At 69.6% G+C, this 20,404-nt stretch carries 26 protein-coding genes; 21 read left to right on the top strand and 5 right to left on the bottom strand.

Features of this window, described 5'->3' with window-relative positions:
* Positions 1-54 precede the first annotated feature (54 nt).
* The gene (locus tag B2363_RS06120; protein ID WP_286929138.1) at positions 55-924 is read right to left on the bottom strand and encodes a DMT family transporter; all 870 of its coding nucleotides are present in this window, start codon (positions 922-924) and stop codon (positions 55-57) included.
* Between the two features lie 112 nt (positions 925-1,036).
* On the opposite strand from B2363_RS06120, the gene B2363_RS06115 reads away from it, so the two are divergent.
* From B2363_RS06115 to B2363_RS06040, 16 genes are all read left to right on the top strand, one after another.
* Positions 1,037-1,690, top strand: a complete 654-nt coding sequence (locus B2363_RS06115; RefSeq protein ID WP_286929137.1) for an L-threonylcarbamoyladenylate synthase — start codon at positions 1,037-1,039, stop codon at positions 1,688-1,690.
* Positions 1,683-2,807 carry an MraY family glycosyltransferase gene (locus tag B2363_RS06110; RefSeq protein ID WP_181756573.1) on the top strand — a complete coding sequence of 375 codons (1,125 nt, stop codon included), beginning with the start codon at positions 1,683-1,685 and terminating at the stop codon, positions 2,805-2,807. The genes B2363_RS06115 and B2363_RS06110 overlap by 8 nt, the downstream gene beginning before the upstream one ends.
* A complete protein-coding gene (locus B2363_RS06105; protein ID WP_181756574.1) occupies positions 2,804-3,235 on the top strand; it encodes a hypothetical protein in 432 nt (143 codons plus the stop codon). The genes B2363_RS06110 and B2363_RS06105 overlap by 4 nt, the downstream gene beginning before the upstream one ends.
* 110 nt (positions 3,236-3,345) lie before the next feature.
* Positions 3,346-3,537, top strand: a complete 192-nt coding sequence (locus tag B2363_RS06100) for a hypothetical protein (RefSeq protein WP_153303013.1) — start codon at positions 3,346-3,348, stop codon at positions 3,535-3,537.
* A 73-nt stretch (positions 3,538-3,610) separates the two neighbouring features.
* A complete protein-coding gene (gene atpB / locus B2363_RS06095; RefSeq protein WP_181756575.1) occupies positions 3,611-4,417 on the top strand; it encodes a F0F1 ATP synthase subunit A in 807 nt (268 codons plus the stop codon).
* A gap of 107 nt (positions 4,418-4,524) precedes the next feature.
* On the top strand, positions 4,525-4,710 hold the full coding sequence (gene atpE, locus B2363_RS06090) for an ATP synthase F0 subunit C (RefSeq protein WP_049798293.1): 186 nt from the start codon (positions 4,525-4,527) through the stop codon (positions 4,708-4,710).
* Positions 4,711-4,729: 19 nt separating this feature from the next.
* Positions 4,730-5,272, top strand: a complete 543-nt coding sequence (locus tag B2363_RS06085) for a F0F1 ATP synthase subunit B (RefSeq protein ID WP_181756576.1) — start codon at positions 4,730-4,732, stop codon at positions 5,270-5,272.
* Positions 5,272-6,075 carry a F0F1 ATP synthase subunit delta gene (locus tag B2363_RS06080; protein ID WP_286929135.1) on the top strand — a complete coding sequence of 268 codons (804 nt, stop codon included), beginning with the start codon at positions 5,272-5,274 and terminating at the stop codon, positions 6,073-6,075. Before B2363_RS06085 ends, B2363_RS06080 begins: the two co-directional genes overlap by 1 nt.
* Positions 6,076-6,114: 39 nt before the next feature.
* The gene (gene atpA, locus B2363_RS06075) at positions 6,115-7,758 is read left to right on the top strand and encodes a F0F1 ATP synthase subunit alpha (protein WP_181756578.1); all 1,644 of its coding nucleotides are present in this window, start codon (positions 6,115-6,117) and stop codon (positions 7,756-7,758) included.
* 2 nt (positions 7,759-7,760) lie between these two features.
* Positions 7,761-8,690 (top strand): F0F1 ATP synthase subunit gamma, encoded by a 930-nt coding sequence (locus B2363_RS06070; RefSeq protein ID WP_078700523.1) that lies wholly within the window; start codon positions 7,761-7,763, stop codon positions 8,688-8,690.
* Positions 8,686-10,155: a F0F1 ATP synthase subunit beta gene (gene atpD, locus B2363_RS06065; RefSeq protein ID WP_286929187.1), complete on the top strand. Its 1,470-nt coding sequence runs from the start codon at positions 8,686-8,688 to the stop codon at positions 10,153-10,155. The genes B2363_RS06070 and atpD overlap by 5 nt, the downstream gene beginning before the upstream one ends.
* A gap of 11 nt (positions 10,156-10,166) precedes the next feature.
* Positions 10,167-10,538: a F0F1 ATP synthase subunit epsilon gene (locus B2363_RS06060; protein WP_181756580.1), complete on the top strand. Its 372-nt coding sequence runs from the start codon at positions 10,167-10,169 to the stop codon at positions 10,536-10,538.
* Between the two features lie 23 nt (positions 10,539-10,561).
* Entirely contained in the window at positions 10,562-11,008 is a 447-nt protein-coding gene (locus tag B2363_RS06055) for a DUF2550 domain-containing protein (RefSeq protein ID WP_181756581.1), read from the top strand.
* A 68-nt stretch (positions 11,009-11,076) separates the two neighbouring features.
* Positions 11,077-11,202, top strand: coding sequence for a hypothetical protein (locus B2363_RS06050; protein ID WP_269456861.1), 126 nt, complete (start codon positions 11,077-11,079; stop codon positions 11,200-11,202).
* Positions 11,203-11,233: 31 nt separating this feature from the next.
* A complete protein-coding gene (locus tag B2363_RS06045) occupies positions 11,234-11,815 on the top strand; it encodes a cob(I)yrinic acid a,c-diamide adenosyltransferase (protein WP_181756582.1) in 582 nt (193 codons plus the stop codon).
* Positions 11,816-11,884: 69 nt separating this feature from the next.
* A complete protein-coding gene (locus B2363_RS06040; RefSeq protein ID WP_286929130.1) occupies positions 11,885-13,870 on the top strand; it encodes a protein meaA in 1,986 nt (661 codons plus the stop codon).
* Positions 13,871-13,965: 95 nt separating this feature from the next.
* Here B2363_RS06040 and B2363_RS06035 read toward each other — a convergent pair whose 3' ends face one another.
* Positions 13,966-14,136 (bottom strand): hypothetical protein, encoded by a 171-nt coding sequence (locus B2363_RS06035; protein WP_286929128.1) that lies wholly within the window; start codon positions 14,134-14,136, stop codon positions 13,966-13,968.
* A gap of 82 nt (positions 14,137-14,218) precedes the next feature.
* On the opposite strand from B2363_RS06035, the gene B2363_RS06030 reads away from it, so the two are divergent.
* Both B2363_RS06030 and B2363_RS06025 read left to right on the top strand, forming a co-directional pair.
* Complete coding sequence (locus B2363_RS06030; protein WP_181756584.1) at positions 14,219-14,743, top strand: ferritin; 525 nt, start codon at positions 14,219-14,221, stop codon at positions 14,741-14,743.
* Positions 14,744-14,747: 4 nt separating this feature from the next.
* Positions 14,748-15,686 (top strand): endonuclease/exonuclease/phosphatase family protein, encoded by a 939-nt coding sequence (locus tag B2363_RS06025; RefSeq protein WP_286929127.1) that lies wholly within the window; start codon positions 14,748-14,750, stop codon positions 15,684-15,686.
* 201 nt (positions 15,687-15,887) lie between these two features.
* Here the strand turns inward: B2363_RS06025 and nucS are convergent, their stop codons facing one another.
* Both nucS and B2363_RS06015 read right to left on the bottom strand, forming a co-directional pair.
* The gene (gene nucS, locus B2363_RS06020; RefSeq protein WP_181756586.1) at positions 15,888-16,565 is read right to left on the bottom strand and encodes an endonuclease NucS; all 678 of its coding nucleotides are present in this window, start codon (positions 16,563-16,565) and stop codon (positions 15,888-15,890) included.
* Positions 16,562-16,930, bottom strand: a complete 369-nt coding sequence (locus B2363_RS06015) for a hypothetical protein (protein ID WP_181756587.1) — start codon at positions 16,928-16,930, stop codon at positions 16,562-16,564. Before B2363_RS06015 ends, nucS begins: the two co-directional genes overlap by 4 nt.
* A 96-nt stretch (positions 16,931-17,026) precedes the next feature.
* On the opposite strand from B2363_RS06015, the gene B2363_RS06010 reads away from it, so the two are divergent.
* Genes B2363_RS06010 through B2363_RS06000 form a run of 3 tightly spaced genes read left to right on the top strand, consistent with a single transcriptional unit; the run spans position 17,027 to position 19,364 of the window.
* Complete coding sequence (locus tag B2363_RS06010; protein ID WP_286929125.1) at positions 17,027-18,217, top strand: 3-hydroxyacyl-CoA dehydrogenase NAD-binding domain-containing protein; 1,191 nt, start codon at positions 17,027-17,029, stop codon at positions 18,215-18,217.
* 51 nt (positions 18,218-18,268) lie between these two features.
* Complete coding sequence (locus B2363_RS06005) at positions 18,269-18,544, top strand: hypothetical protein (protein WP_153303015.1); 276 nt, start codon at positions 18,269-18,271, stop codon at positions 18,542-18,544.
* 43 nt (positions 18,545-18,587) lie between these two features.
* Positions 18,588-19,364: an alpha/beta hydrolase gene (locus tag B2363_RS06000; RefSeq protein ID WP_286929123.1), complete on the top strand. Its 777-nt coding sequence runs from the start codon at positions 18,588-18,590 to the stop codon at positions 19,362-19,364.
* Here B2363_RS06000 and B2363_RS05995 read toward each other — a convergent pair.
* Positions 19,345-20,400, bottom strand: a complete 1,056-nt coding sequence (locus tag B2363_RS05995) for a DUF418 domain-containing protein (RefSeq protein WP_286929121.1) — start codon at positions 20,398-20,400, stop codon at positions 19,345-19,347. The two genes, B2363_RS06000 and B2363_RS05995, sit on opposite strands and share 20 nt — an antisense overlap.
* Between the last annotated feature and the right edge of the window lie 4 nt (positions 20,401-20,404).

The following is a 20,404-nucleotide window of genomic DNA, read 5'->3' as shown; positions in this document are numbered from 1 at the left end:
ACTCGGCGAGTGGCGGGCGAAATTGCGCCACTCGCGGTTGGGGGGGCGGGGGAGTCAGGCGACGCGCGCGCGGGGGCCGGCGTCGGCGATGCGGTAGAGGCCCCACCCGATGCCGACGAGGCCGATCGCCTGCAGCGCCAGCGTCCCCGGCGACGTGGGCAGCGACTCCTGGAACAGCACCGATCCGAGCACGATCGACAGCAGCACGGAGGTCACGTTCAGCACGGGCATGGAGTGCGAGAGGCGCGACAACTGGTAGGCCCGCTGGTTGAGCGACATCGCCAGGAACGCGCACGACAGCAGCACCCAGGGCGACCAGGTGCCGAGGAACCCCGGGACGCCGTGCGTGCTGATCGCCTCGCCCACGACCTTCATGAGGCAGGCGGTGATGCCGAAGAGCATGCCGGCGGTCATCCCGAGCACGAACGCCGCCATGCCGCGCCGGGGCAGCTCGTTGGCCAGCCGGGTCACCACCAGCGCGATCGCCACGCCGGTGCCCGCCACCGCGAGCATCCAGGAGGTCGGCGCCGTCGCGCCCTCGTGGCTGGTGTCCGCGACCGAGACCACGGCGATCAGCGAGGCGATCGTGACGGTGACTCCCACGAGCTCGTTCCGGCTCGGCCACCGGCGGTCCAGCGACGATCGCACGACGACCGCGAGGACGACGCCCAGCAGGATGATCGGCTGGACGAGCGAGAGGGTGCCGAGGTTGAGCGCGACCGCGTGCAGCAGCCACGCCATCAGGCCGATGGTGCTGCCGGCGAGCCAGCGCGGGCTGCGCAGCAGCTGCAGCAGCACGAGCAGGGGGTGCGTGACGGTGAGGTGGACGCGTCCCGCGGCCAGGTGCTGGAAGGAGGTCGAGAACGCGAAGCCGAGCGCGGAGCACAGGGCGAACAGCGCGGCCAGCGTCGGGGACGGGGTCATGGGGTCACGACGGTCGGGACCGGCCTGGAGGAACGCATCCTGACGATTCTAACGATCCGTCTCCCGGCAGCCGACGCCGTGGGTGCCGGTGTCGACCCCTAACCTTGGGGTCATGAGGTTCGACTGCGCGACCGAACTCGACCGCGGCGTCGAGGCGGCTGTCTCGGCACTGCGCGACGGGGCGCTGGTGGTCCTGCCGACCGACACGGTCTACGGGATCGCGGCCGACGCCTTCGACCCCTCGGCCGTCGCCCGCCTGCTCGAGGCCAAGGGCCGCGGGCGCGACATGCCGCCGCCGGTCCTCATCGCCGACCCGGTCACCCTCGACGCGCTGGTGGCCGAGCGTCCCGCCGCGTGGCTGCAGACGATGCTCGCGGAACTCTGGCCCGGCCCGCTCACGGTCGTCTTCCGGGCTCAGCCGTCGCTCACCTGGGACCTGGGGGAGACCCACGGGACCGTCGCGGTCCGCGTCCCCGACGACGAGCGCACGCGTGCCGTGCTCCGCCAGTCCGGACCCAGTGCCGTCAGCAGCGCCAACCTGAGCGGGCAGCCGGCGGCCACCACGGTCGACGAGGCCGAGGCGATGCTCGGCGACTCCGTGCGGGTGTACCTCGACGGCGGACCGTCGGCCGGCTCCACGCCGTCCACGATCCTCGACGTCACCGGCCCGGTGCCGCGCGTGCTGCGCGAGGGCGCGATCGACCTGGCCACCCTCCACGGCTTCAACAACACGATCGAGCCCGCCGGCGGTGGAGCCGGTGCGTGAGTACCTCGTCATCTTCGGCGTCGCGATCGGCGTGGCCTACCTGCTGTCGTCGATCGCGCGGCAGACCGCCCAGCAGCTCGGCGCCGTCGCCCAGGTGCGCGACCGCGACGTGCACGCGATCCCCACGCCGTACTTCGGCGGGCCGGCGATGCTCGGCGGCCTCGTCGCGGCCTACCTGACCGCCACCCACCTGCCCTTCCTGTCCGGCGGCGACCCGTCGCTGTTCGCCGACGTCCGCGCCGTGCTGGTGGGCGCCTGCGTCATCTGCCTGGTGGGCATCATCGACGACATCTTCGAGCTCGACGCGCTGAGCAAGTTCGCCGGGCAGGTCCTGGCGGGCGTCATCACGGTCGCCATGGGCCTGCACTTCGTCTACCTGCCGCTGCCCAACACCTACCTCGGGCTCGACCAGGCCCAGGCGATGATCCTCACGGTCTTCCTCATCGTCGCCACGGCCAACGCCATGAACTTCGTCGACGGGCTGGACGGACTGGCCGCCGGCATGGCGGCCATCGGGTCGATCGCCTTCTTCGTCTACGCCTTCGTCCTGGCAGTGGAGAACGGCGAGACCCGCGCGGTCGCGGCGGCGATCCTGACCATCGCCCTCGCGGGCGCGTGCCTGGGAATCCTCCCGCACAACTTCTTCCCGGCCCGGATGTTCATCGGTGACTCGGGCTCGATGCTGCTGGGCTTCGTCCTGGCCTGCTCCTCGATCAGCCTCACCGGCCAGTTCCCGGCCACGAGCCTGTCCGAGGGCATCGGCGGCGCCGACTCGAGCCTGCTGCCGGCGGCGATCCTGCCGCTCGTCCTGCCGTTCGCGGTCCTCATGGTGCCGTTCCTGGACATGGGCCTGGCGGTGCTGCGCCGCACCCGAGCGGGCCGGTCGCCGTTCAGCCCCGACAAGATGCACATCCACCACCGGCTGCTCGAGATCGGGCACTCGCACCGGCGCGCCGTCCTGTTGATGTACGCCGCCGCGGCCCTGGTCGCCTTCGGCGTCGTGGCCATCGGACTGTTCAGCGGCTGGCAGCTCTTCGTGGTGATCGCACTGCTCACCGCCCTGGTGACCGCGGCGATCTTCCTCCTGCCCCGACTCGAGTCGAAGGTGTGGTCGTGAGCCCGCGTCGCTGGGCCCTGCGCGCCGGCCTGGCCACCATCGCGGTGTGCACGGTCGTGGCGGGCCTCGTGGTCGGCACCGAAGGCGTGGTGGGCGCCCTGATCGGCGGGGTCATCGTGCTGGGGTTCTTCGGTGCGACCCCCACCGTGCTCGGCCCGGTCGCCAAGGCGACGCCTGCGCTGTCCTTGATGTTCGCGATGATCTTCTTCCTCACCAAGGTCGTCGCCCTGTTCGCGCTCTTCGTGGTCCTGCGGCGTTCGGCCGGCGAGTCCGGTCCGATCGACGCCGAGTCGGTGTCGGTCACCGTGATCGCCACCACGATGGTGTGGCTCGGCGCCCGGGTCCTCGACGCCACCCGGGAGCGAACCCCGATCTACGACCTGCCCGAGCAGAAGCCCGCCGAACCGGGCGAAACGCCTCGGGACTGAACGTTCCGGGCGCTCGTACGGGGCGCCCGCGCGGGGCCGCGCCGACGAAGTGAAAAGTTTCACGACCTGCCTGCAGCGGCTGCAAACGTCCCTGATAGATTCGGGGTGCAATGAACGACGCACCCCCACCGCAGGACCCGTGGGTCGCCTTCGGTCGTGTGGCCGGGGGAGTGATCTTCTACGGTGGAGCAGGGTTCCTGCTCGACCGATGGTGGGACACGTCGTTCATGGTCGCCATCGGCGTGGTGGTGGGTGCCGCACTGGGCATCTACACCGTCGCGATGGCGCAACGCGAGAGCTGATCCGCGTGAACTGCCGACCGACGTCGGGGCCGACAGGGGCTCGACGCCACAGAAGGGTGATCGATTGTCCGCCGTGACGACCACCGTGCTGAACGCCGCCTCGGACTCCGAGGGCGGCTTCGCCGCTCCGGGACCTGGCAGCTTCGAACTCCCGCCGGTCTTCCACATCGGTGACCTCGGTGTCACGAAGCCGATGCTCCTGCTGGCGCTCTCCGTGCCGCTGATCGTGGGCTTCTTCTGGGCCGCGTCCAAGCGCCAGGCCGTCGTGCCGGGCCGCCTGCAGTTCGCCGGCGAGTACGTCTACGGGTTCGTGCGCAACGGCGTCGCTCGGGACTCGATCGGCTCGCACGACTTCCTCAAGTTCGTGCCCCTGCTCTTCACGCTGTTCACCTTCGTCCTGGTGAACAACTACTTCAGCCTCATCCCGTTCCTGCAGTTCCCGTCGTTCTCCCGGTTTGGCTTCGTCGTCCCGATCGCCCTGCTGGTGTGGGTCATCTACAACGGCGTCGGCATCGCCAAGCACGGCTTCGGCGGCTACCTGCGCCACGTCTGCATCCCCGGCGGCATCACCGGCCCGATCCTGGCGCTGATCATCCCGCTGGAGTTCCTCTCCACGATCCTGGTCCGCCCGGCCACGCTGGCACTGCGTCTCTTCGCCAACATGTTCGCCGGCCACCTGCTGCTGATCCTGTTCGCCACGGGCGCTGCCTACCTCATCCTCGACTCCGGCAACCCCTGGTACGCGCCGGTCGGCGTGCTGTCCTTCCTGATGGGCGTCGCCGTGAGCTTCCTCGAGCTGCTGGTGCTGTTCCTGCAGGCCTACGTCTTCACCCTGCTGTCCGCGATGTACATCGGCGGGGCACTCGCCGACGAGCACTGATCGTCGGTCACAACTCCATAACCCTCAGTTTTCGCTAACCGACGGCGCTCGTGCGTCGTCAACGAAAGGAAAAACCCGTGGATCTCGAAACCCTCGGCTCCCTGAACATGATCGGCTACGGCCTGGCGGCCGTGGGCCCCGGCATCGGCATCGGTCTGATCTTCGCCGCGTACATCAACGGCGTGGCCCGCCAGCCCGAGGCCCAGAGCCGCCTCCAGTCGATCGCGATCCTCGGCTTCGCCCTGGCCGAGGCTCTGGCCATCATCGGCATCGCGCTCGCCTTCGTCCTCTGACAACGTCAGGAACTGACTGATGTACTCCACGATTCTCGCCACGGCTGCCGAAGGCGAGGAGCACAACCCGCTGGTGCCGATCCTCTCTGAGGTCGTGCTGTCGCTGGTCGTCTTCGCGATTCTGTACTTCCTCGTGAGGAAGTACGTCGTTCCCAACTTCGAGAAGGCCTACGCCGAGCGCACGGCCGCGATCGAGGGCGGGATCGAGGAGGCGCAGTCGGCGCAGAAGGAAGCCCAGGCCGCGCTCGAGCAGTACACCGCGCAGCTGGCCGACGCCCGGCACGAGGCCGCCGCCATCCGTGAGGAGGCGCGCGAGCAGGGTGCCCAGATCGTCGTCGAGATGCGCGAGCAGGCTCAGGCCGAGTCCGCGCGCATCGTCTCGGCGGCGCAGGCCCAGATCGCTGCCGAGCGCCAGCAGGCGATCGCGCAGCTCAAGTCCGAGGTCGGCGGCATGGCCACCGAGCTCGCGGGCCGGATCGTCGGCGAGTCCCTCGCCGACACCGACGCGCAGCGTCGTTCCGTCCAGCGCTTCATCGACGAACTCGAGGGGTCGGCCAACTGATGCGTGGATCGTCTGCCAAGTCGCTCGACGACACCCTGACCGCGGTCGCCGCGGTCCCGGGTGCGTCGGCGGCCCAGGTCGGCGCCGAGCTCTTCGGCATCGTCTCGGCGCTCGACTCGGCCGTGGCCGCCCGACGCGTTCTGACCGATCCGTCGACCGAGGCCGAGGGCAAGCGCACGCTCGCCGCCGGCATCTTCGAGGGCAAGGTCGCCGCGGACACGCTCACGGTGCTCTCCAGCGCCGTCAGCGGTCGCTGGGCCGCGGGGCGTGACCTGACCGACGGTCTCGAGATCGCCGGCGTCGCGGCCTACACCCGCGCCGCCGACGAGGCCGGCCAGGGCGACATCCTGGAGAACGAGCTGTTCGAGGCCGGACGGGTCATCCACGACTCCGACGAGCTCCGACGGGTCGTCTCCGACCGGTCGGTCCCGGCCTCGGCCCGCACCACGTTGCTCCAGGACGTGTTCCGCGGCAAGGCCTCCGACTCGACCCTGGCCCTGCTCTCGCAGGCAGCGGTGGCTCGCACCGGTTCGTTCGAGCGGGTCCTGGAGGCGTTCAGCCGCCAGGTCGCCGCACGTGAGGACCGGCTCGTCGCCGTGGCTCGCGTCGCGTACGACCTCGACGACACCGAGCGTCAGCGACTCACCGATGCGCTCTCGCGGCGCTACGGACGGGAGATCCAGCTCAACACCGTGGTCGATCCGTCCGTCATCGGCGGCATCGCCGTCTCCGTGGGCGACGAGGTCGTCGACGCCACCATGTCCACCCGCCTCGAGGCCGCACGCCGGCGCATCGCAGGCTGACCAGAACGCACCGTTCGCACAAGAAGGCAGGCACACAGCATGACTGAACTCTCGATTCGTCCGGAGGAGATCCGCGACGCGTTGCAGAAGTTCGTGTCGGACTACACCCCGACGCAGGGCGAGGCCGAAGAGGTCGGCATCGTCGCGTCGGCGGCCGACGGCATCGCGCAGGTCGAGGGTCTTCCCTCAGCGATGGCCAACGAACTGCTCGAGTTCGAGGACGGCACCCTCGGTCTGGCGCTGAACCTCGACGTCCGCCAGATCGGCGTCGTCATCCTCGGTGACTTCGCCGGCATCGAAGAGGGCCAGAAGGTCAAGCGCACGGGCGAGGTTCTCTCGGTCCCCGTGGGCGAGGGCTACCTCGGACGCGTCGTCGACCCGCTCGGCAACCCGATCGACGGCCTCGGCGAGATCACCGGCATCGAGGAGCGTCGCGCCCTGGAGCTCCAGGCGCCGAACGTGATGCAGCGCAAGAGCGTCCACGAGCCCCTGATGACCGGCCTCAAGGCGATCGACTCGCTGACCCCGGTCGGCCGCGGCCAGCGCCAGCTGATCATCGGTGACCGCCAGACCGGCAAGACCGCCATCGCGATCGACACGATCATCAACCAGAAGGAGTTCTGGGAGTCGGGCGATCCGAGCAAGCAGGTCCGCTGCATCTACGTCGGCATCGGTCAGAAGGGCTCGACCATCGCCAGCGTGCGCGGCGCCCTCGAGGCGGCCGGCGCGCTGGAGTACACGACGATCGTCGCGTCCCCCGCATCGGACTCGGCCGGCTTCAAGTACCTGGCCCCGTACACCGGCTCGGCCATCGGCCAGCACTGGATGTACCAGAGCAAGCACGTCCTGATCATCTTCGACGACCTGTCGAAGCAGGCCGAGGCCTACCGCGCCGTGTCGCTGCTGCTGCGTCGCCCGCCGGGCCGCGAGGCCTACCCCGGCGACGTGTTCTACCTGCACTCGCGGCTGCTCGAGCGTTGCGCCAAGCTCAGCGACGACCTGGGCGCGGGCTCGATGACCGGCCTGCCGATCATCGAGACCAAGGCCAACGACGTGTCGGCGTACATCCCGACCAACGTCATCTCGATCACCGACGGTCAGATCTTCCTGCAGTCGGACCTGTTCAACGCCAACCAGCGTCCCGCGGTCGATGTCGGCATCTCGGTGTCGCGCGTCGGCGGCTCGGCGATGACCAAGGCGATGAAGGCCGTCACCGGCTCGCTCAAGGTCGAGCTCGCCCAGTACCGCGCCATGGAGGCGTTCGCGATGTTCGCGTCCGACCTCGATGCCGCGTCCAAGGCCCAGCTCGCCCGCGGCCAGCGCCTCATGGAGCTGTTCAAGCAGGCGCAGTACGACCCGTTCTCGATGGAGAAGCAGGTCGTCTCACTCTGGGCCGCCACCACCGGCAAGCTCGACGCCGTGCCGGTCTCGGACATCCACCGCTTCGAGGCCGAGTTCCAGGACTACGTCAAGCGTTCGCACCCCGGGGTGCTCGACGCGATCCGCGAGAGCGGCAAGTTCGAGGACTCCAGCGCCCAGGCTCTCGACGAGGCCTACGACTCGTTCCTCGACCAGTTCGAGACCGGCGACGGTGAGTCGATCAAGGCCGGGCACGAAGAGTTCGACGCCCTCGCCGACGAGGACGTCGAGCAGGAGCAGATCGTCCGACAGAAGCGAGGCTGACGATGGCAGTCTCACTCCGCGAGTACCGCGCGAAGATCAGGTCGACCCAGTCGACCAAGAAGATCACGCGTGCGATGGAGTTGATCGCCGCGTCGCGGATCATCAAGGCCCAGCAGGCCGCGGCCGCGGCCGCACCGTACGCGCGTGAACTCACGCGTGCGGTGTCGGCCCTGGCCACGTACTCCAACGTCAACCACGTGCTGACGACCGAGAACCCCGACGCCAAGCGCGCCGCGATTCTCGTCATCGCCAGCGACCGTGGTCTGGCGGGCGCGTACGCCTCGAGCGTGCTGAAGGAGACCGAGCAGCTCGCCGAGCGTCTGCGTGCCGAGGGCAAGGAGGTCACGTACTTCCTGGCCGGCCGCAAGGCGGAGTCGTACTTCAACTTCCGCCAGCGTCCGTTCGAGACCTCGTGGACCGGCTTCTCCGACAAGCCGACCTACGACGACGCCCGCACGATGGGCGATGCGCTGATCTCGCGCGGTGCCCAGCACGAGTCCGACGAGGACGAGGCGAGCGACGCGCCCGAGATCGACGAGCTCTTCGTGGTCTACACGCGGTTCAAGTCGATGCTGGTGCAGGAGCCGACGGCGATCCGCCTGTTCCCGCTCGAGATCGTCGAGGGTGAGGAGTCCCCGGAGGAGTCCGAGGTTCTTCCGCTCTACGAGTTCGAGCCCAGTGCGGCCGAGGTGCTCGAGGCGGTCCTGCCGAAGTACCTCTACAGCCGCATCTACTCCTGCCTGCTGCAGGCGGCGGCCTCCGAGCTCGCCGCGCGACAGAAGGCCATGAAGTCCGCGACCGACAACGCGCAGGACCTGATCGAGAAGTACACCCGACTGGCGAACCAGGCTCGCCAGGCCGGCATCACCCAAGAAATCAGCGAGATCGTGGGTGGCGCTAACGCGCTCGCCGAGGCCTCCCAGTCCGATTGAGGAAGAGACCATGACTGCAACCGTCGAAGAGACCACCAAGGACTCGGCCGCCGTGACCGGCCGCGTCGCCCGGGTCATCGGCCCGGTGCTCGACATCGAGTTCCCGGCCGACCAGATGCCCGAGATCTACAACGCCCTGCTGGTCGACACCGAGGTCGCCGGCACCAAGGAGACGCTGACCCTGGAGGTCGCGCAGCACATCGGCGACGGCATGGTCCGCGCGATCAGCCTGCGACCCACCGACGGCGTCGTCCGCGGCACCCCGGTCACCGACACCGGCGAGCCCATCTCGGTGCCCGTCGGCGACCAGACGCTCGGCAAGGTCTTCAACACCACCGGTCAGGTCATGAACCTGGCCGAGGGTGAGACCTGGGACGTCCAGGAGCGTTGGGGCATCCACCGCAAGGCGCCCGCGTTCGACCAGCTCGAGCCCAAGACCGAGATGTTCCAGACCGGCATCAAGGTCATCGACCTGCTGACGCCGTACGTCCTCGGCGGCAAGATCGGCCTGTTCGGTGGTGCCGGCGTCGGCAAGACCGTGCTGATCCAGGAGATGATCGCCCGCGTCGCCAAGGACCACGACGGCGTGTCGGTGTTCGCCGGTGTCGGCGAGCGCACCCGTGAGGGCAACGACCTCATCGTCGAGATGGAGGAGTCGGGCGTCCTCGACAAGGTGGCGCTGGTCTTCGGCCAGATGGACGAGCCGCCGGGAGCGCGTCTGCGCGTCGCCCTGTCGGCCCTGACCATGGCCGAGTACTTCCGCGACGTCCAGAAGCAGGACGTGCTGCTGTTCATCGACAACATCTTCCGGTTCACCCAGGCCGGCTCGGAGGTCTCGACCCTGCTGGGTCGCGTCCCCTCGGCCGTGGGCTACCAGCCCACGCTGGCCGACGAGATGGGCGTGCTGCAGGAGCGGATCACCTCGACGCGTGGTCACTCGATCACCTCGATGCAGGCGATCTACGTGCCCGCCGACGACTACACCGACCCGGCCCCGGCCACGACGTTCGCCCACCTGGACGCCACGACCGAGCTGAGCCGCGAGATCGCGTCGCTGGGCATCTACCCGGCCGTGGACCCGCTGACGTCGACGTCGCGCATCCTGGACCCCCGCTACATCGCCGCCGATCACTACGCGACGGCGAACCGGGTCAAGGGCATCCTGCAGCGCAACCAGGAGCTCCAGGACATCATCGCGATCCTCGGTGTCGACGAGCTCAGCGAGGAGGACAAGACGATCGTGTCCCGCGCGCGTCGTATCCAGCGCTTCCTCTCCCAGAACACCTACGTGGCCAAGCAGTTCACCGGCATCGAGGGCTCGACCGTCCCGCTCGACGAGACGATCGACGCCTTCACGAAGATCTGTGACGGCGACTACGACCACGTGGCGGAGCAGGCGTTCTTCATGTGCGGCGGTCTGGACGACGTCGACAAGAAGTGGGCCGACATCCAGAAGAACCTCTGAGGTCCGCTGACATGACACTGCAGATCGAGCTCGTCGCCGCAGACCGCGTCGTGTGGTCGGGTGAGGCCCGTGAGGTCATCGCCCGTACCGCCGAGGGCGACATCGGCGTGCTCACCGGCCATGCGCCGCTGCTGTCGCTGCTGGTGCCCGGTGTCGTCGAGATCTTCCCCGTCGAGGGCGACACCGTGCGTGCCGCCGTCGCCGAGGGGTTCATCTCGGTCGCCGCCGACCGCGTGTCGATCCTGTCCGAGGACACGTTCCTCGCCGACGAGGTCGACGAGTCGGCCACCCAGGCTGAGCTGGAGAAGGCCCGGTCGTCCGAGGACGATCTCGCCGTCCGCCGTGCCGAGGCGAAGCTGCGCCTCATCGGCAAGGCGTCCTGATGGTGATCGCGAGGCAGTGATCGATGCCGCTCTGGTTGTGGCTGGTCGACTCCCTCGCGATCATCGTCGTGCTGGGCCTGCTGTTCCTCGGCGGGCTCGTCGCTCGGCGGCGCTGGATCGCCCGCAAGGGCGTGACCTTCGAACTGAGCGTGAACCGTGGCGCCGAGCACTCAGCCTCCGGCTGGGTGCTCGGCGTCGCGGTCTATCGCGACGACGCCATCGACTGGTACCGCACCTTCTCGTTCTCGGCGCGTCCCCGACACCGGTTCGTCCGTGGGGGAGTGCTCATCGAGGGCCGCCGCCAGCCCGAAGGTGCCGAGGCGTACGCGCTGCACGACGGGCACATCGTGGTGCGCACCGAGAACGCCGAGGGGATCGAGCAGTTCGCGCTGAGCCCGAACTCGCTCACCGGGCTGCTCTCGTGGCTGGAGTCCTCGCCGCCCGGGCGCGGCGTCAACAACGTCCTGTGACCTGAACTGGTGCGGCGGACCTGGCCGTTTCGGTTGCCGAGCGCTCGCTTAACCCTCACACTGATGACATGAAGAAGCTCATCGCTGCAGTCCTCCTCGCCCTCGCTGTCGCCGCCGGTACGGTCGCGTCGCCCGCCCAGGCGGACGACACCTCCAGCATCAAGATCCGTGTTCAGGCGATCGACTGGATGTGAGCCGCTGAGGCCACACCTCTAGGGTGAACCCATGGTTCACCTCACGAAGATCTACACCCGAACAGGTGACGACGGCACCACCAACCTCGTCGACTTCAGCCGCACGTCGAAGAACGACGTGCGGCTGATCGTCTATGCCGACGTCGACGAGGCGAACAGCCAGATCGGTGTCGCGCTGGCCACGGGCGAGCTCGACGCCGACGTCACGGCGGTGCTGACGCACATCCAGAACGACCTGTTCGACCTGGGCTCCGACGTCGGCAACCCGATCGTCGCGGAGCCCAAGTACGTCCCGCTGCGGGTCGAGCCCGACTACGTCGAGCGGCTCGAGCAGTGGTGCGACCGCTTCAACGAGGTCACCCCGAAGCTGGACTCGTTCATCCTTCCCGGCGGCACTCTCGCCGCCGCCCACCTCCACGTGGCGCGCACCGTGACGCGTCGCGCCGAGCGTGCCGCCTGGCGCGCGATCGAGGAGCACGGCGACACAGTGAACGTGCTCGTGGCGAAGTACCTCAACCGGCTGAGCGACCTGCTGTTCATCCTCGGCCGCTACGCGAACCGCGAGCGCGGCGACGTGCTCTGGGTCCCCGGCGGCGATCGCTCCGGCGCCTGAGCCACGCCCGGGCGCGAACGCTGGGTGGACCGTCGTTCGCACGTCCGGGGCCAGCGGTACCCTTGCCGCATGTCAGTGCAGCCTGATCGCCCGTGGGTGATGCGAACCTACGCCGGCCACAGCTCCGCAGCCGAGTCCAACGCGCTCTACCGACGCAACCTGTCGAAGGGCCAGACCGGTCTCTCGGTCGCCTTCGACCTGCCGACGCAGACCGGCTACGACCCCGACCACGTCCTGTCGCGCGGCGAGGTCGGCAAGGTCGGCGTGCCGATCCCTCACCTGGGTGCGATGCGTCGTCTCTTCGAGGACATCCCGCTCTCGGAGATGAACACGTCGATGACCATCAACGCCACGGCCATGTGGCTGCTGGCGATGTACCAGGTGGCCGCCGAGGAGCAGGGTGTCGACGCGTCGGCCCTGGCCGGCACGACGCAGAACGACATCATCAAGGAGTACCTGTCGCGCGGAACCTACGTGTTCCCGCCCGAGGCCTCGCTGCGCCTGACCACCGACATGATCGCGTACACGGTCGCGAACATCCCGAAGTGGAACCCGCTGAACATCTGCAGCTACCACCTGCAGGAGGCCGGGGCCACGCCCGTGCAGGAGCTGGCCTTCGCGATGAGCACCGCGATCGCGGTCCTCGACGCGGTCAAGGACTCCGGCCAGGTGCCCGAAGACCAGTTCGAGCAGGTCGTGGGCCGCATCTCCTTCTTCGTGAACGCCGGCGTGCGCTTCGTCGAGGAGATGTGCAAGATGCGCGCGTTCGGCCGGCTGTGGGAGGAGATCACCCGCGACCGCTACGGCGTCACCGACCCGAAGATGCGCCGCTTCCGCTACGGCGTGCAGGTCAACTCCCTCGGCCTGACCGAGGCGCAGCCCGAGAACAACGTCCAGCGCATCGTCCTGGAGATGCTGGGCGTCACGCTCAGCAAGAACGCCCGCGCGCGTGCCGTGCAGCTGCCGGCATGGAATGAGGCGCTGGGCCTGCCGCGGCCGTGGGACCAGCAGTGGTCCCTGCGCCTGCAGCAGGTGCTGGCCTACGAGTCCGACCTGCTCGAGTACGGCGACATCTTCGACGGCTCGCACGTCGTCGAGGCCAAGGTCGACGAGCTGGTCGAGGGCGCGAAGGCCGAGATGGACCGTGTCCAGGCGATGGGTGGCGCCGTCGCCGCCGTCGTCTCGGGCTACATGAAGCAGGAGCTGGTCACCTCGCACGCGGAGCGCCGCGCGCGGATCGAGTCCGGCGAGATGAAGGTCGTGGGACTCAACAGCTTCGTCGAGACCGAGCCGTCGCCGCTGACGGCCGACCTCGACGCCGCCATCATGGTCGCCGACCCGAAGGCCGAGGCGAACGCGGTCGCCGACGTCCAGCAGTGGCGCAGCCAGCGCGACCAGGCCGCCGTCGACGCGGCCCTGGAGGCCGTGCAGCAGCAGGCCAAGACCGACGAGAACCTCATGGCCGCCACGCTCGACGCCGTGCGCGCCGGTGCCACCGTGGGCGAGTGGTCCGCGGCGCTGCGCGAGGTCTTCGGCGAGTACCGGGCGCCCACGGGCGTGGCAGGAGTGAGTGGCGTGGCCGAAGCCGGATCCGAACTGACCGCCGTGCGCGAGAAGGTGCGCGTGACCGGCGAGGAGCTGGGCGGACGCCTGCGCTTCCTCGTGGGCAAGCCGGGCCTCGACGGGCACTCCAACGGTGCCGAGCAGGTCGCCGTCCGAGCCCGCGACGCCGGCTTCGAGGTCATCTACCAGGGCATCCGGCTGACGCCCGAGCAGATCGTCGCCGCCGCGGTCGCCGAGGACGTCCACGTCGTGGGCCTGTCGATCCTGTCCGGCTCGCACATGGAGCTCGTGCCCGACGTCCAGAAGGGCCTGGCCGACGCCGGCCTGACGAACGTGCCGATCATCGTGGGCGGGATCATCCCCGACTCCGACGGCCGCAAGCTCGAGGCCGCGGGCATCGCCGCGGTCTTCACGCCGAAGGACTTCGGCATGACCGACATCATGTCGCGCGTCGTCGACGAGATCCGCAAGGCCAACGACCTGCCGGTCTGATCACGAGAGGACAGGCGCGCGAAGGCTCGCCTGTCCTTCGTGGCGACGGCGGGTCCGGACCAATAGGCTCGGCGTGATCGAAGCAGTCGAAGTGATCAGGCGGCCAACGGCTTGGTCTTGGTCTTGGAGGGTTTCGAGGACTTCTTCTTGTCCTTGTCCTTCTTCTTGACCTTGACCAGCTTGCGCTTCTTGACGGTGTATCCGTCGGGGAGGGTGCCTTCGGCCATCATGCGGATCGGGCAGCGCTTGCAGCGCGGCTTGCTCACGCAACACTTCTTCTTCGGCGGCTTCGGCACACCCACCACGGTACAGCGCGAAGGTTAGGCTGACCTAGCCAGAGGAGGAAACATGGCTTCCGAGCAGTTCGTGAAGGCCCTGCAGGATCAGATCGGTCACGAGTTCAGCGCGCACCAGCAGTACGTCGGCATCGCGACGTACTACGACGCGCTCACCATGCCGCAGATGGCCGCGCTGTTCTACGCGCAGGCCCTCGAGGAGCGCGACCACGCGATGATGATGGTCCAGTACCTGCTCGACCAGGACCAGCGCGTCGTGATTCCCGCCCTGGCCGCTCCGCGGATGGACTTCGCCGACGTCGTCGAGCCGGTCGCGGCGGCCCTGGAGCAGGAGAAGCGCGTGACCGCGCAGATCAACGAGCTCACCCGCCTGGCGCGCGAGGACAACGACTTCGCCTCCGACCAGTTCATGCAGTGGTTCATCAAGGAGCAGGTCGAGGAGGTCGCGAAGATGAGCGACCTGCTGGCCGTCGTCACCCGCTCGAAGGACGACTACGAGCGCATCGAGGACTGGATCGCGCGCGAGGAGACCGGCGAGGGCTCCGACCCCACCGCGCCGCCGATCGCGGGCGCCTGACGTCGTGAGGGTCGTCCGGGCGCTGCTGACGGTCGTCGCCGTGGCGCTGCTGCTGCTGGCGGCGACACCGTGGATCGACAGGATCGAGCCGTCCTGGCTCCCCGCGGTCCAGGCGCTGGGCCGGCTGTGGATCGTGCTCGCCGTCGTGGGCATCGTCCTCAGCCTGCTCACGCGGGCGTGGCTCGCCCTGGGCGCGAACGCCGTGGTGATCGCCGTGGCGCTCGTGACGATCCTCAATGTCAGCAACCGGCCGGCCTGCGACGCGGGGGAGTCCCGCCTGTCGGTGATGACCTTCAACGCGTTCTACGGTGAGGCCGACGTGGCCCAGCTGGCGGCCGCGGTGCAGCGCCATGACGTCGACGTCCTGGTCCTGGCCGAGGCGACCGAGCCGATGATCGCGGCGCTGTCGGCCACGGAGTCCGGCAGCCGCTTCACACACCGCACCGGGCAGACCGTCGAGGGCCGCGACACCGAGGGCACCGCGATCCTGTCGCGGTACCGCGCCACCCGGGTGGAGGTGCCGGCGGGCGAGGCCGACACCTTCCAGCAGCCCGCCCTGTCGGTCGACGTGGCCGGGACGCCCGTCCTGGTGCGCGCGGTGCACCCGAAGCCGCCCATCGAGCAGTGGCTCGAGGACTGGCGTGCGGGACTTCTCGAGCTGGGGGAGTGGCAGCGCGCGAACCGCGGCCGGCCGCTCGTGATGGCGGGCGACTTCAACGCCTCCTCGGCCCACGCCGCCTTCCGCGACGCCAAGCGCGGCATGTACGACACGGCGGGCCTGTGGCCCACGGCGACGTGGCCCAAGAACCGCGCCTACCCGCCGTTCGCCGACATCGACCACGTGCTCGTGCGCGGGCTGACCGTCCAGGGCAACGGCACCGAGGACATCAAGGGCAGCGACCACCGCGCCGTGTGGGCCGACCTGCGGGTCTGCACCCGCTAGCGCGCCTGATCTCGATACGCGTCTCGCTGCGCTCGCCTGCTACTCGATCACCGGTCGAGCAGCCCGCCCCAGCTCGGTAGCCGGTGGTCGAGTAGCTCGCCCTGGCTCGATCACCGGTCAGCAGGCCGCCCCGGCTCGGTAGCCGGTGGTCGAGTAGCTCGCGAGGGACGAGCGGCGTATCGAGACCACGTCCCCCGGAGGTCAGAACAGGCGCAGGCTCGGGTCGTCGAGTCCGCGCAGCTCGTCGTAGTCGACGACGACGCAGTCGATGCCGCGGTCCTTGGCCAAGGTGCGGGCCTGGGGCTTGATCTCCTGGGCGGCGAAGATGCCGCGCACGGGGCGCAGCTTGGGGTCGCGGTTCATCAGCTCGAGGTAGCGGGTCAGCTGCTCGACGCCGTCGATCTCGCCGCGGCGCTTGATCTCCACGGCGACCGAGGCGCCGGCGGCGTCGCGGCACAGCAGGTCGACCGGACCGATCGCCGTCATGTACTCGCGGCGCACGAGCGTCATGCCCTCCTCGAGGGCGACGGTGTGCTCGGCCAGCAGCTCCTGGAGGTGCTTCTCGACGCCGTCCTTCTGCAGGCCCGGGTCGACGCCCAGCTCGTGCTCGGAGTCGTGGATGACCTCCTCGAGCCGGATGCGCAGCGTGTCGTCGGTCTTCCTCGCGGTGACGGTCCACTCGGGCACGCCGTCCTCGGCGACTCCCTCGCGCAGCGTGCACGGCGGGCTCATCCAGTTGAGGGGCTTGTAGGAGCCTCCGTCGGCGTGCACCAGCACGGAGCCGTCGGACTTGACCATGATGACGCGCAGGGCCAGCGGCAGATGGGCCGTCAGGCGTCCGGCGTAGTCGACCTGGCAGCGGGCGACGACGATCCTCACAGGCGCTCGAGCATCCCGAGCTTGAAGTTGATGGTGTCGCCCGAGAGCTCGCCCTCGGTGGTCTCGCCGTCGTCACCGTCGAGGTAGACGATGCCGTCCTCGACCCGGTAGGCGCCGCGACGGAAGTCGACGTTGCCCTCGAAGTCCTCGGTGAACGTGCCGTCGGCCGCGAAGTGCACCGTCCAGTCGGCCTCGTCGGCGCGCCAGGAGCCCACGAGATCGGCCCGCGGATCCTGCGACGGAACGGTGGCGCTGGGCGTCGCCGAGGTCGGGTCGCTGGGCGTCGCGGGCTCCTCCTTGGCACACCCGGCCAGGCCGGTGAACAGGACGAGCGCGACGGCCGTCGCGGCGAGACGTGAGGACATGGGACTCCCATCGAGACATCGGTGCTGTCACGCTACCCTTTCACGAACGCTCGGCGGGAAGCAGCACCGGCGGGCCAAGCCTCCAAGGAGAATCTGATGGCAGAGATCGTCGATAGCATCACCGCCGACGACGAGAAGGGCCGCATCGCGCGGACCCTGCTCTTCCCGTACCTGAACCACGCCGCGACGATGTACGGCGACGGCTACGCGACGGCAGCCGACATCGATGCGGGCATGCGCTTCGGCTGCGGCTACCCGATCGGTCCGCTGGCCCTGATCGACGCACTCGGCGCGAAGACGGTCGTCGACGGTCTCTCCGAGCAGTTCGCCCAGACCGGTGACCCGCTGCACCGCCCGGCCCCCGCGCTGGTCGAGATCGCCGACTCCGGCGCCTCGTTCTCCGGCGAGGGCGCCGACGGCACCCCCGTGCCCGAGGTCAAGCGCCCCGTCGCCTCGGTCGGCGTCGTCGGCACCGGCACGATGGCCTCGGGCATCGCCCAGGTCTTCGCGCAGGCGGGCTACGACGTCGTCTACGTCGGTCGCTCGCAGGAGAAGCTCGACGGCGTCGTCGCCTACGTGACGAAGAACCTCGACCGCGCCCTCGCGCGCGGCAAGCTCGACGAGGCCGGCAAGGACGCCGTGCTCGGCCGTCTCACCGGAGCCACCGAGCGCGAGGCGCTCGCCGACGTCGACCTCGTCGTCGAGGCGATCGCCGAGGAGCTCGACATCAAGCTCCAGCTGTTCCGCGACCTCGACCGCATCTGCAAGCCGGGCGCGATCCTGGCCACCACCACCTCCTCGCTGTCGATCCGGGCGTGCGCCGACGCCACGGCTCGCCCGGCCGACGTCATCGGCATGCACTTCTTCAACCCCGCTCCGGTCATGAAGCTGGTCGAGGTCGTCACCACCGAGGTCACCGACCCCGACGTCGACGAGACGGTGCGCGCCCTGTGCCTGGCCACCGGCAAGCACCCCGTCTCGTGCGGCGACCGCGCGGGCTTCATCGTCAACGCGCTGCTGTTCCCCTACCTGAACGACGCCATCCTGCTGCAGGAGTCCGGTGCGGCCTCCATGGAGCAGATCGACGCCGCCATGAAGGAGACCAAGCTGCCGATGGGCCCGTTCGAGCTGCTCGACGTGGTCGGCAACGACGTCTCGCTGGCGATCCAGCAGACGCTCGTCGACACGTTCGGCCACGAGGGCTGGCAGCCCGCCGAGTCGCTGAAGAAGGTCGTCGCCGAGGGCCGGCTGGGCCGCAAGACCAAGGCCGGCTTCCACACCTACTGAGCAGCACCCGCACGCAGCTCGCGCATGGCCCCGATCGGTACGATCGGGGCCATGTCGCGTCGCAAGGCAGCCGCCGCCCGGGCCGCCCGTCGCGAGCCCCCGGCTCGGCGTGAGGAGCTGGTCCACCGCCGCGCCGGCGACTTCTGGCAGCGCTTCATCACCGGCGCCACGTCCTCGTCGGCGTACCGTTGTCCCGGCTGCGACCAGCTGATCCCGCCGTCGACCCCGCACTTCGTGGTGTGGCCCGACGTGCCGAGCCTGCTGGAGTCCGACGGGATCAACGAGCGCCGCCACTGGCACCAGCACTGCTGGCAGCGGCAGTCCTGACGGCCGCCCGTCGCCGCGTCACCGGCTCGGGCAGGATGGACGTGTGAAGATCACGGGATCGTCGGTGCTTCCCGCCCGACGCGAGGACATCGAGCTCACGACCGCCGACGGACTGACGCTGGTGGGGGAGCTGGCGCTGCCCGCCGATCGTGATCCCGTCGCCACGATGATCTGCCTGCACCCGCTGCCCACCCACGGCGGGATGATGGACAGCCACGTCTTCCGCAAGGCGTCCTACCGCCTGCCCGCCCTGGCCGACATCGCGGTGCTGCGGTTCAACACGCGGGGCACCGAGAGCGTGCGAGGACGCAGCGAGGGCGAGTTCGACCGGGCCGAGGGCGAGCGCTTCGACGTCGCCGCGGCGATCGAGTACGCCGAGTTCACCGAGCTGCCGAACGTGTGGATGGTCGGCTGGTCCTTCGGGACCGACCTGACCCTCATGTACGGGCTCGAGCCCGACGTGGCCGGCGCCATCCTGCTGTCGCCGCCCCTGCGGTTCAGCCGGCCCGAGCACCTCGAGGCGTGGGCAGCCGACGGCCGTCCGCTCACGGCGCTGGTCCCCGAGCTGGACGACTACCTCCGGCCCGCCGAGGCGCGCGAGCGCTTCGCTGCGGTCCCGCAGGCCGAGGTGATCGCCGTGGACGGCGCCAAGCACCTCTGGGTGGGCGACACCGAGCGCGTGCTCGACGAGATCGTGAGCCGCCTCAACCCGCAGGCCCAGGTGCCGCTTCCGCGCGAGTGGGACGGTCCGATGGAGCGTGCCGACTCCTCGGCCTACGCCGATCGCACCACGGCGGTGTTCAGGGACCAGCCGCGCTGAGGCCGTCGCGCGGTCCCAGGGTGGCCCGCACGATCCGGTGCAGTGCCCACTCGAGCGGCCCCCGGGAGAAGCGCAGGAACCACAGGCTCGCTGCGACGAAGGCGACCCCGAGCGTCCACAGGGCCAGAGCGCCCGAGCCGGACTCGAGCGCGGGGTCGACCTGGATCGCGGCCCAGTAGGCCACGATGTGGCCCACGTAGAGCGTCAGCGCCATGCGCCCGACCGACTCCAGGGGATACGTCAGTCCGCGCGCCTGCGGCGTGAGGGCGATCAGCAGGGCCAGCACGGCGACGCAGATCGCCAGGACGGACGCCGCCTCCACCGGGTTCTGCGAGCGGTGGTCCGACGTCAGGGTGGTCAGGACGAGGCTCTCGCGAGCGGCGGGGTCGGCGAGCGTGCGCTGCAGGAGATCGAGCATGAGCTGGTGCAGGAGGATGCCGGCCCCGAGGCCCACGAAGCCGACGGCGAGCAGGGTGGACCGGCCGATCCGCAGGCGGCCGAGGCCCAGCCCGACCAGCAGGAAGCCGGTCCACTGGATCGCGGGATAGGGCATGCCGACGAACAGCTCGCCGATCGGACTGGTGGTCAGCTCGGGCACCCGTTCCACGAGCCACGCGATGATCACGGGGCCGGCGATGCCGAGCAGCGAGCCGACGCCGATCAGCACCGGCACGGGCGCCCGCAGGAACGGCAGCGCCGCCACGAAGAACACGGCGTACGAGGCCAGGATGACGGCCACGGGGGTGCCGAGGGCGCTGAGGAAGGCGCCGAGTGCGGCCAGCACCGCGGCGCGCACGAAGATGGCCAGCCGGTCGTCGGCGAGGCGTTCGCCGGCGTGGGGTCGCGTCCCGCCGGTGGTGAGCGCCAGCGAGAACCCGGCCACCACGACGAACAGCACGGCGGCACGCCCGTCGCCCACGTGCCGCCAGGACGCAGCGACACCCGGATCGAAGTCGATCCGGGTGTCGAGGTGGGCGACCACCATGCCCACGAGCGCGAGTCCACGAGCGGCATCCAGCCCGCGGACTCGCGTCATGTCG

The organism is Aeromicrobium sp. UBA7512 (genome assembly GCF_002476985.1).
GTDB classification, from domain to species: domain Bacteria; phylum Actinomycetota; class Actinomycetes; order Propionibacteriales; family Nocardioidaceae; genus Aeromicrobium; species Aeromicrobium phoceense.
Note: the sequence above shows the minus strand (reverse complement) of the source record. Positions and strands in the feature narration are given on the sequence as shown.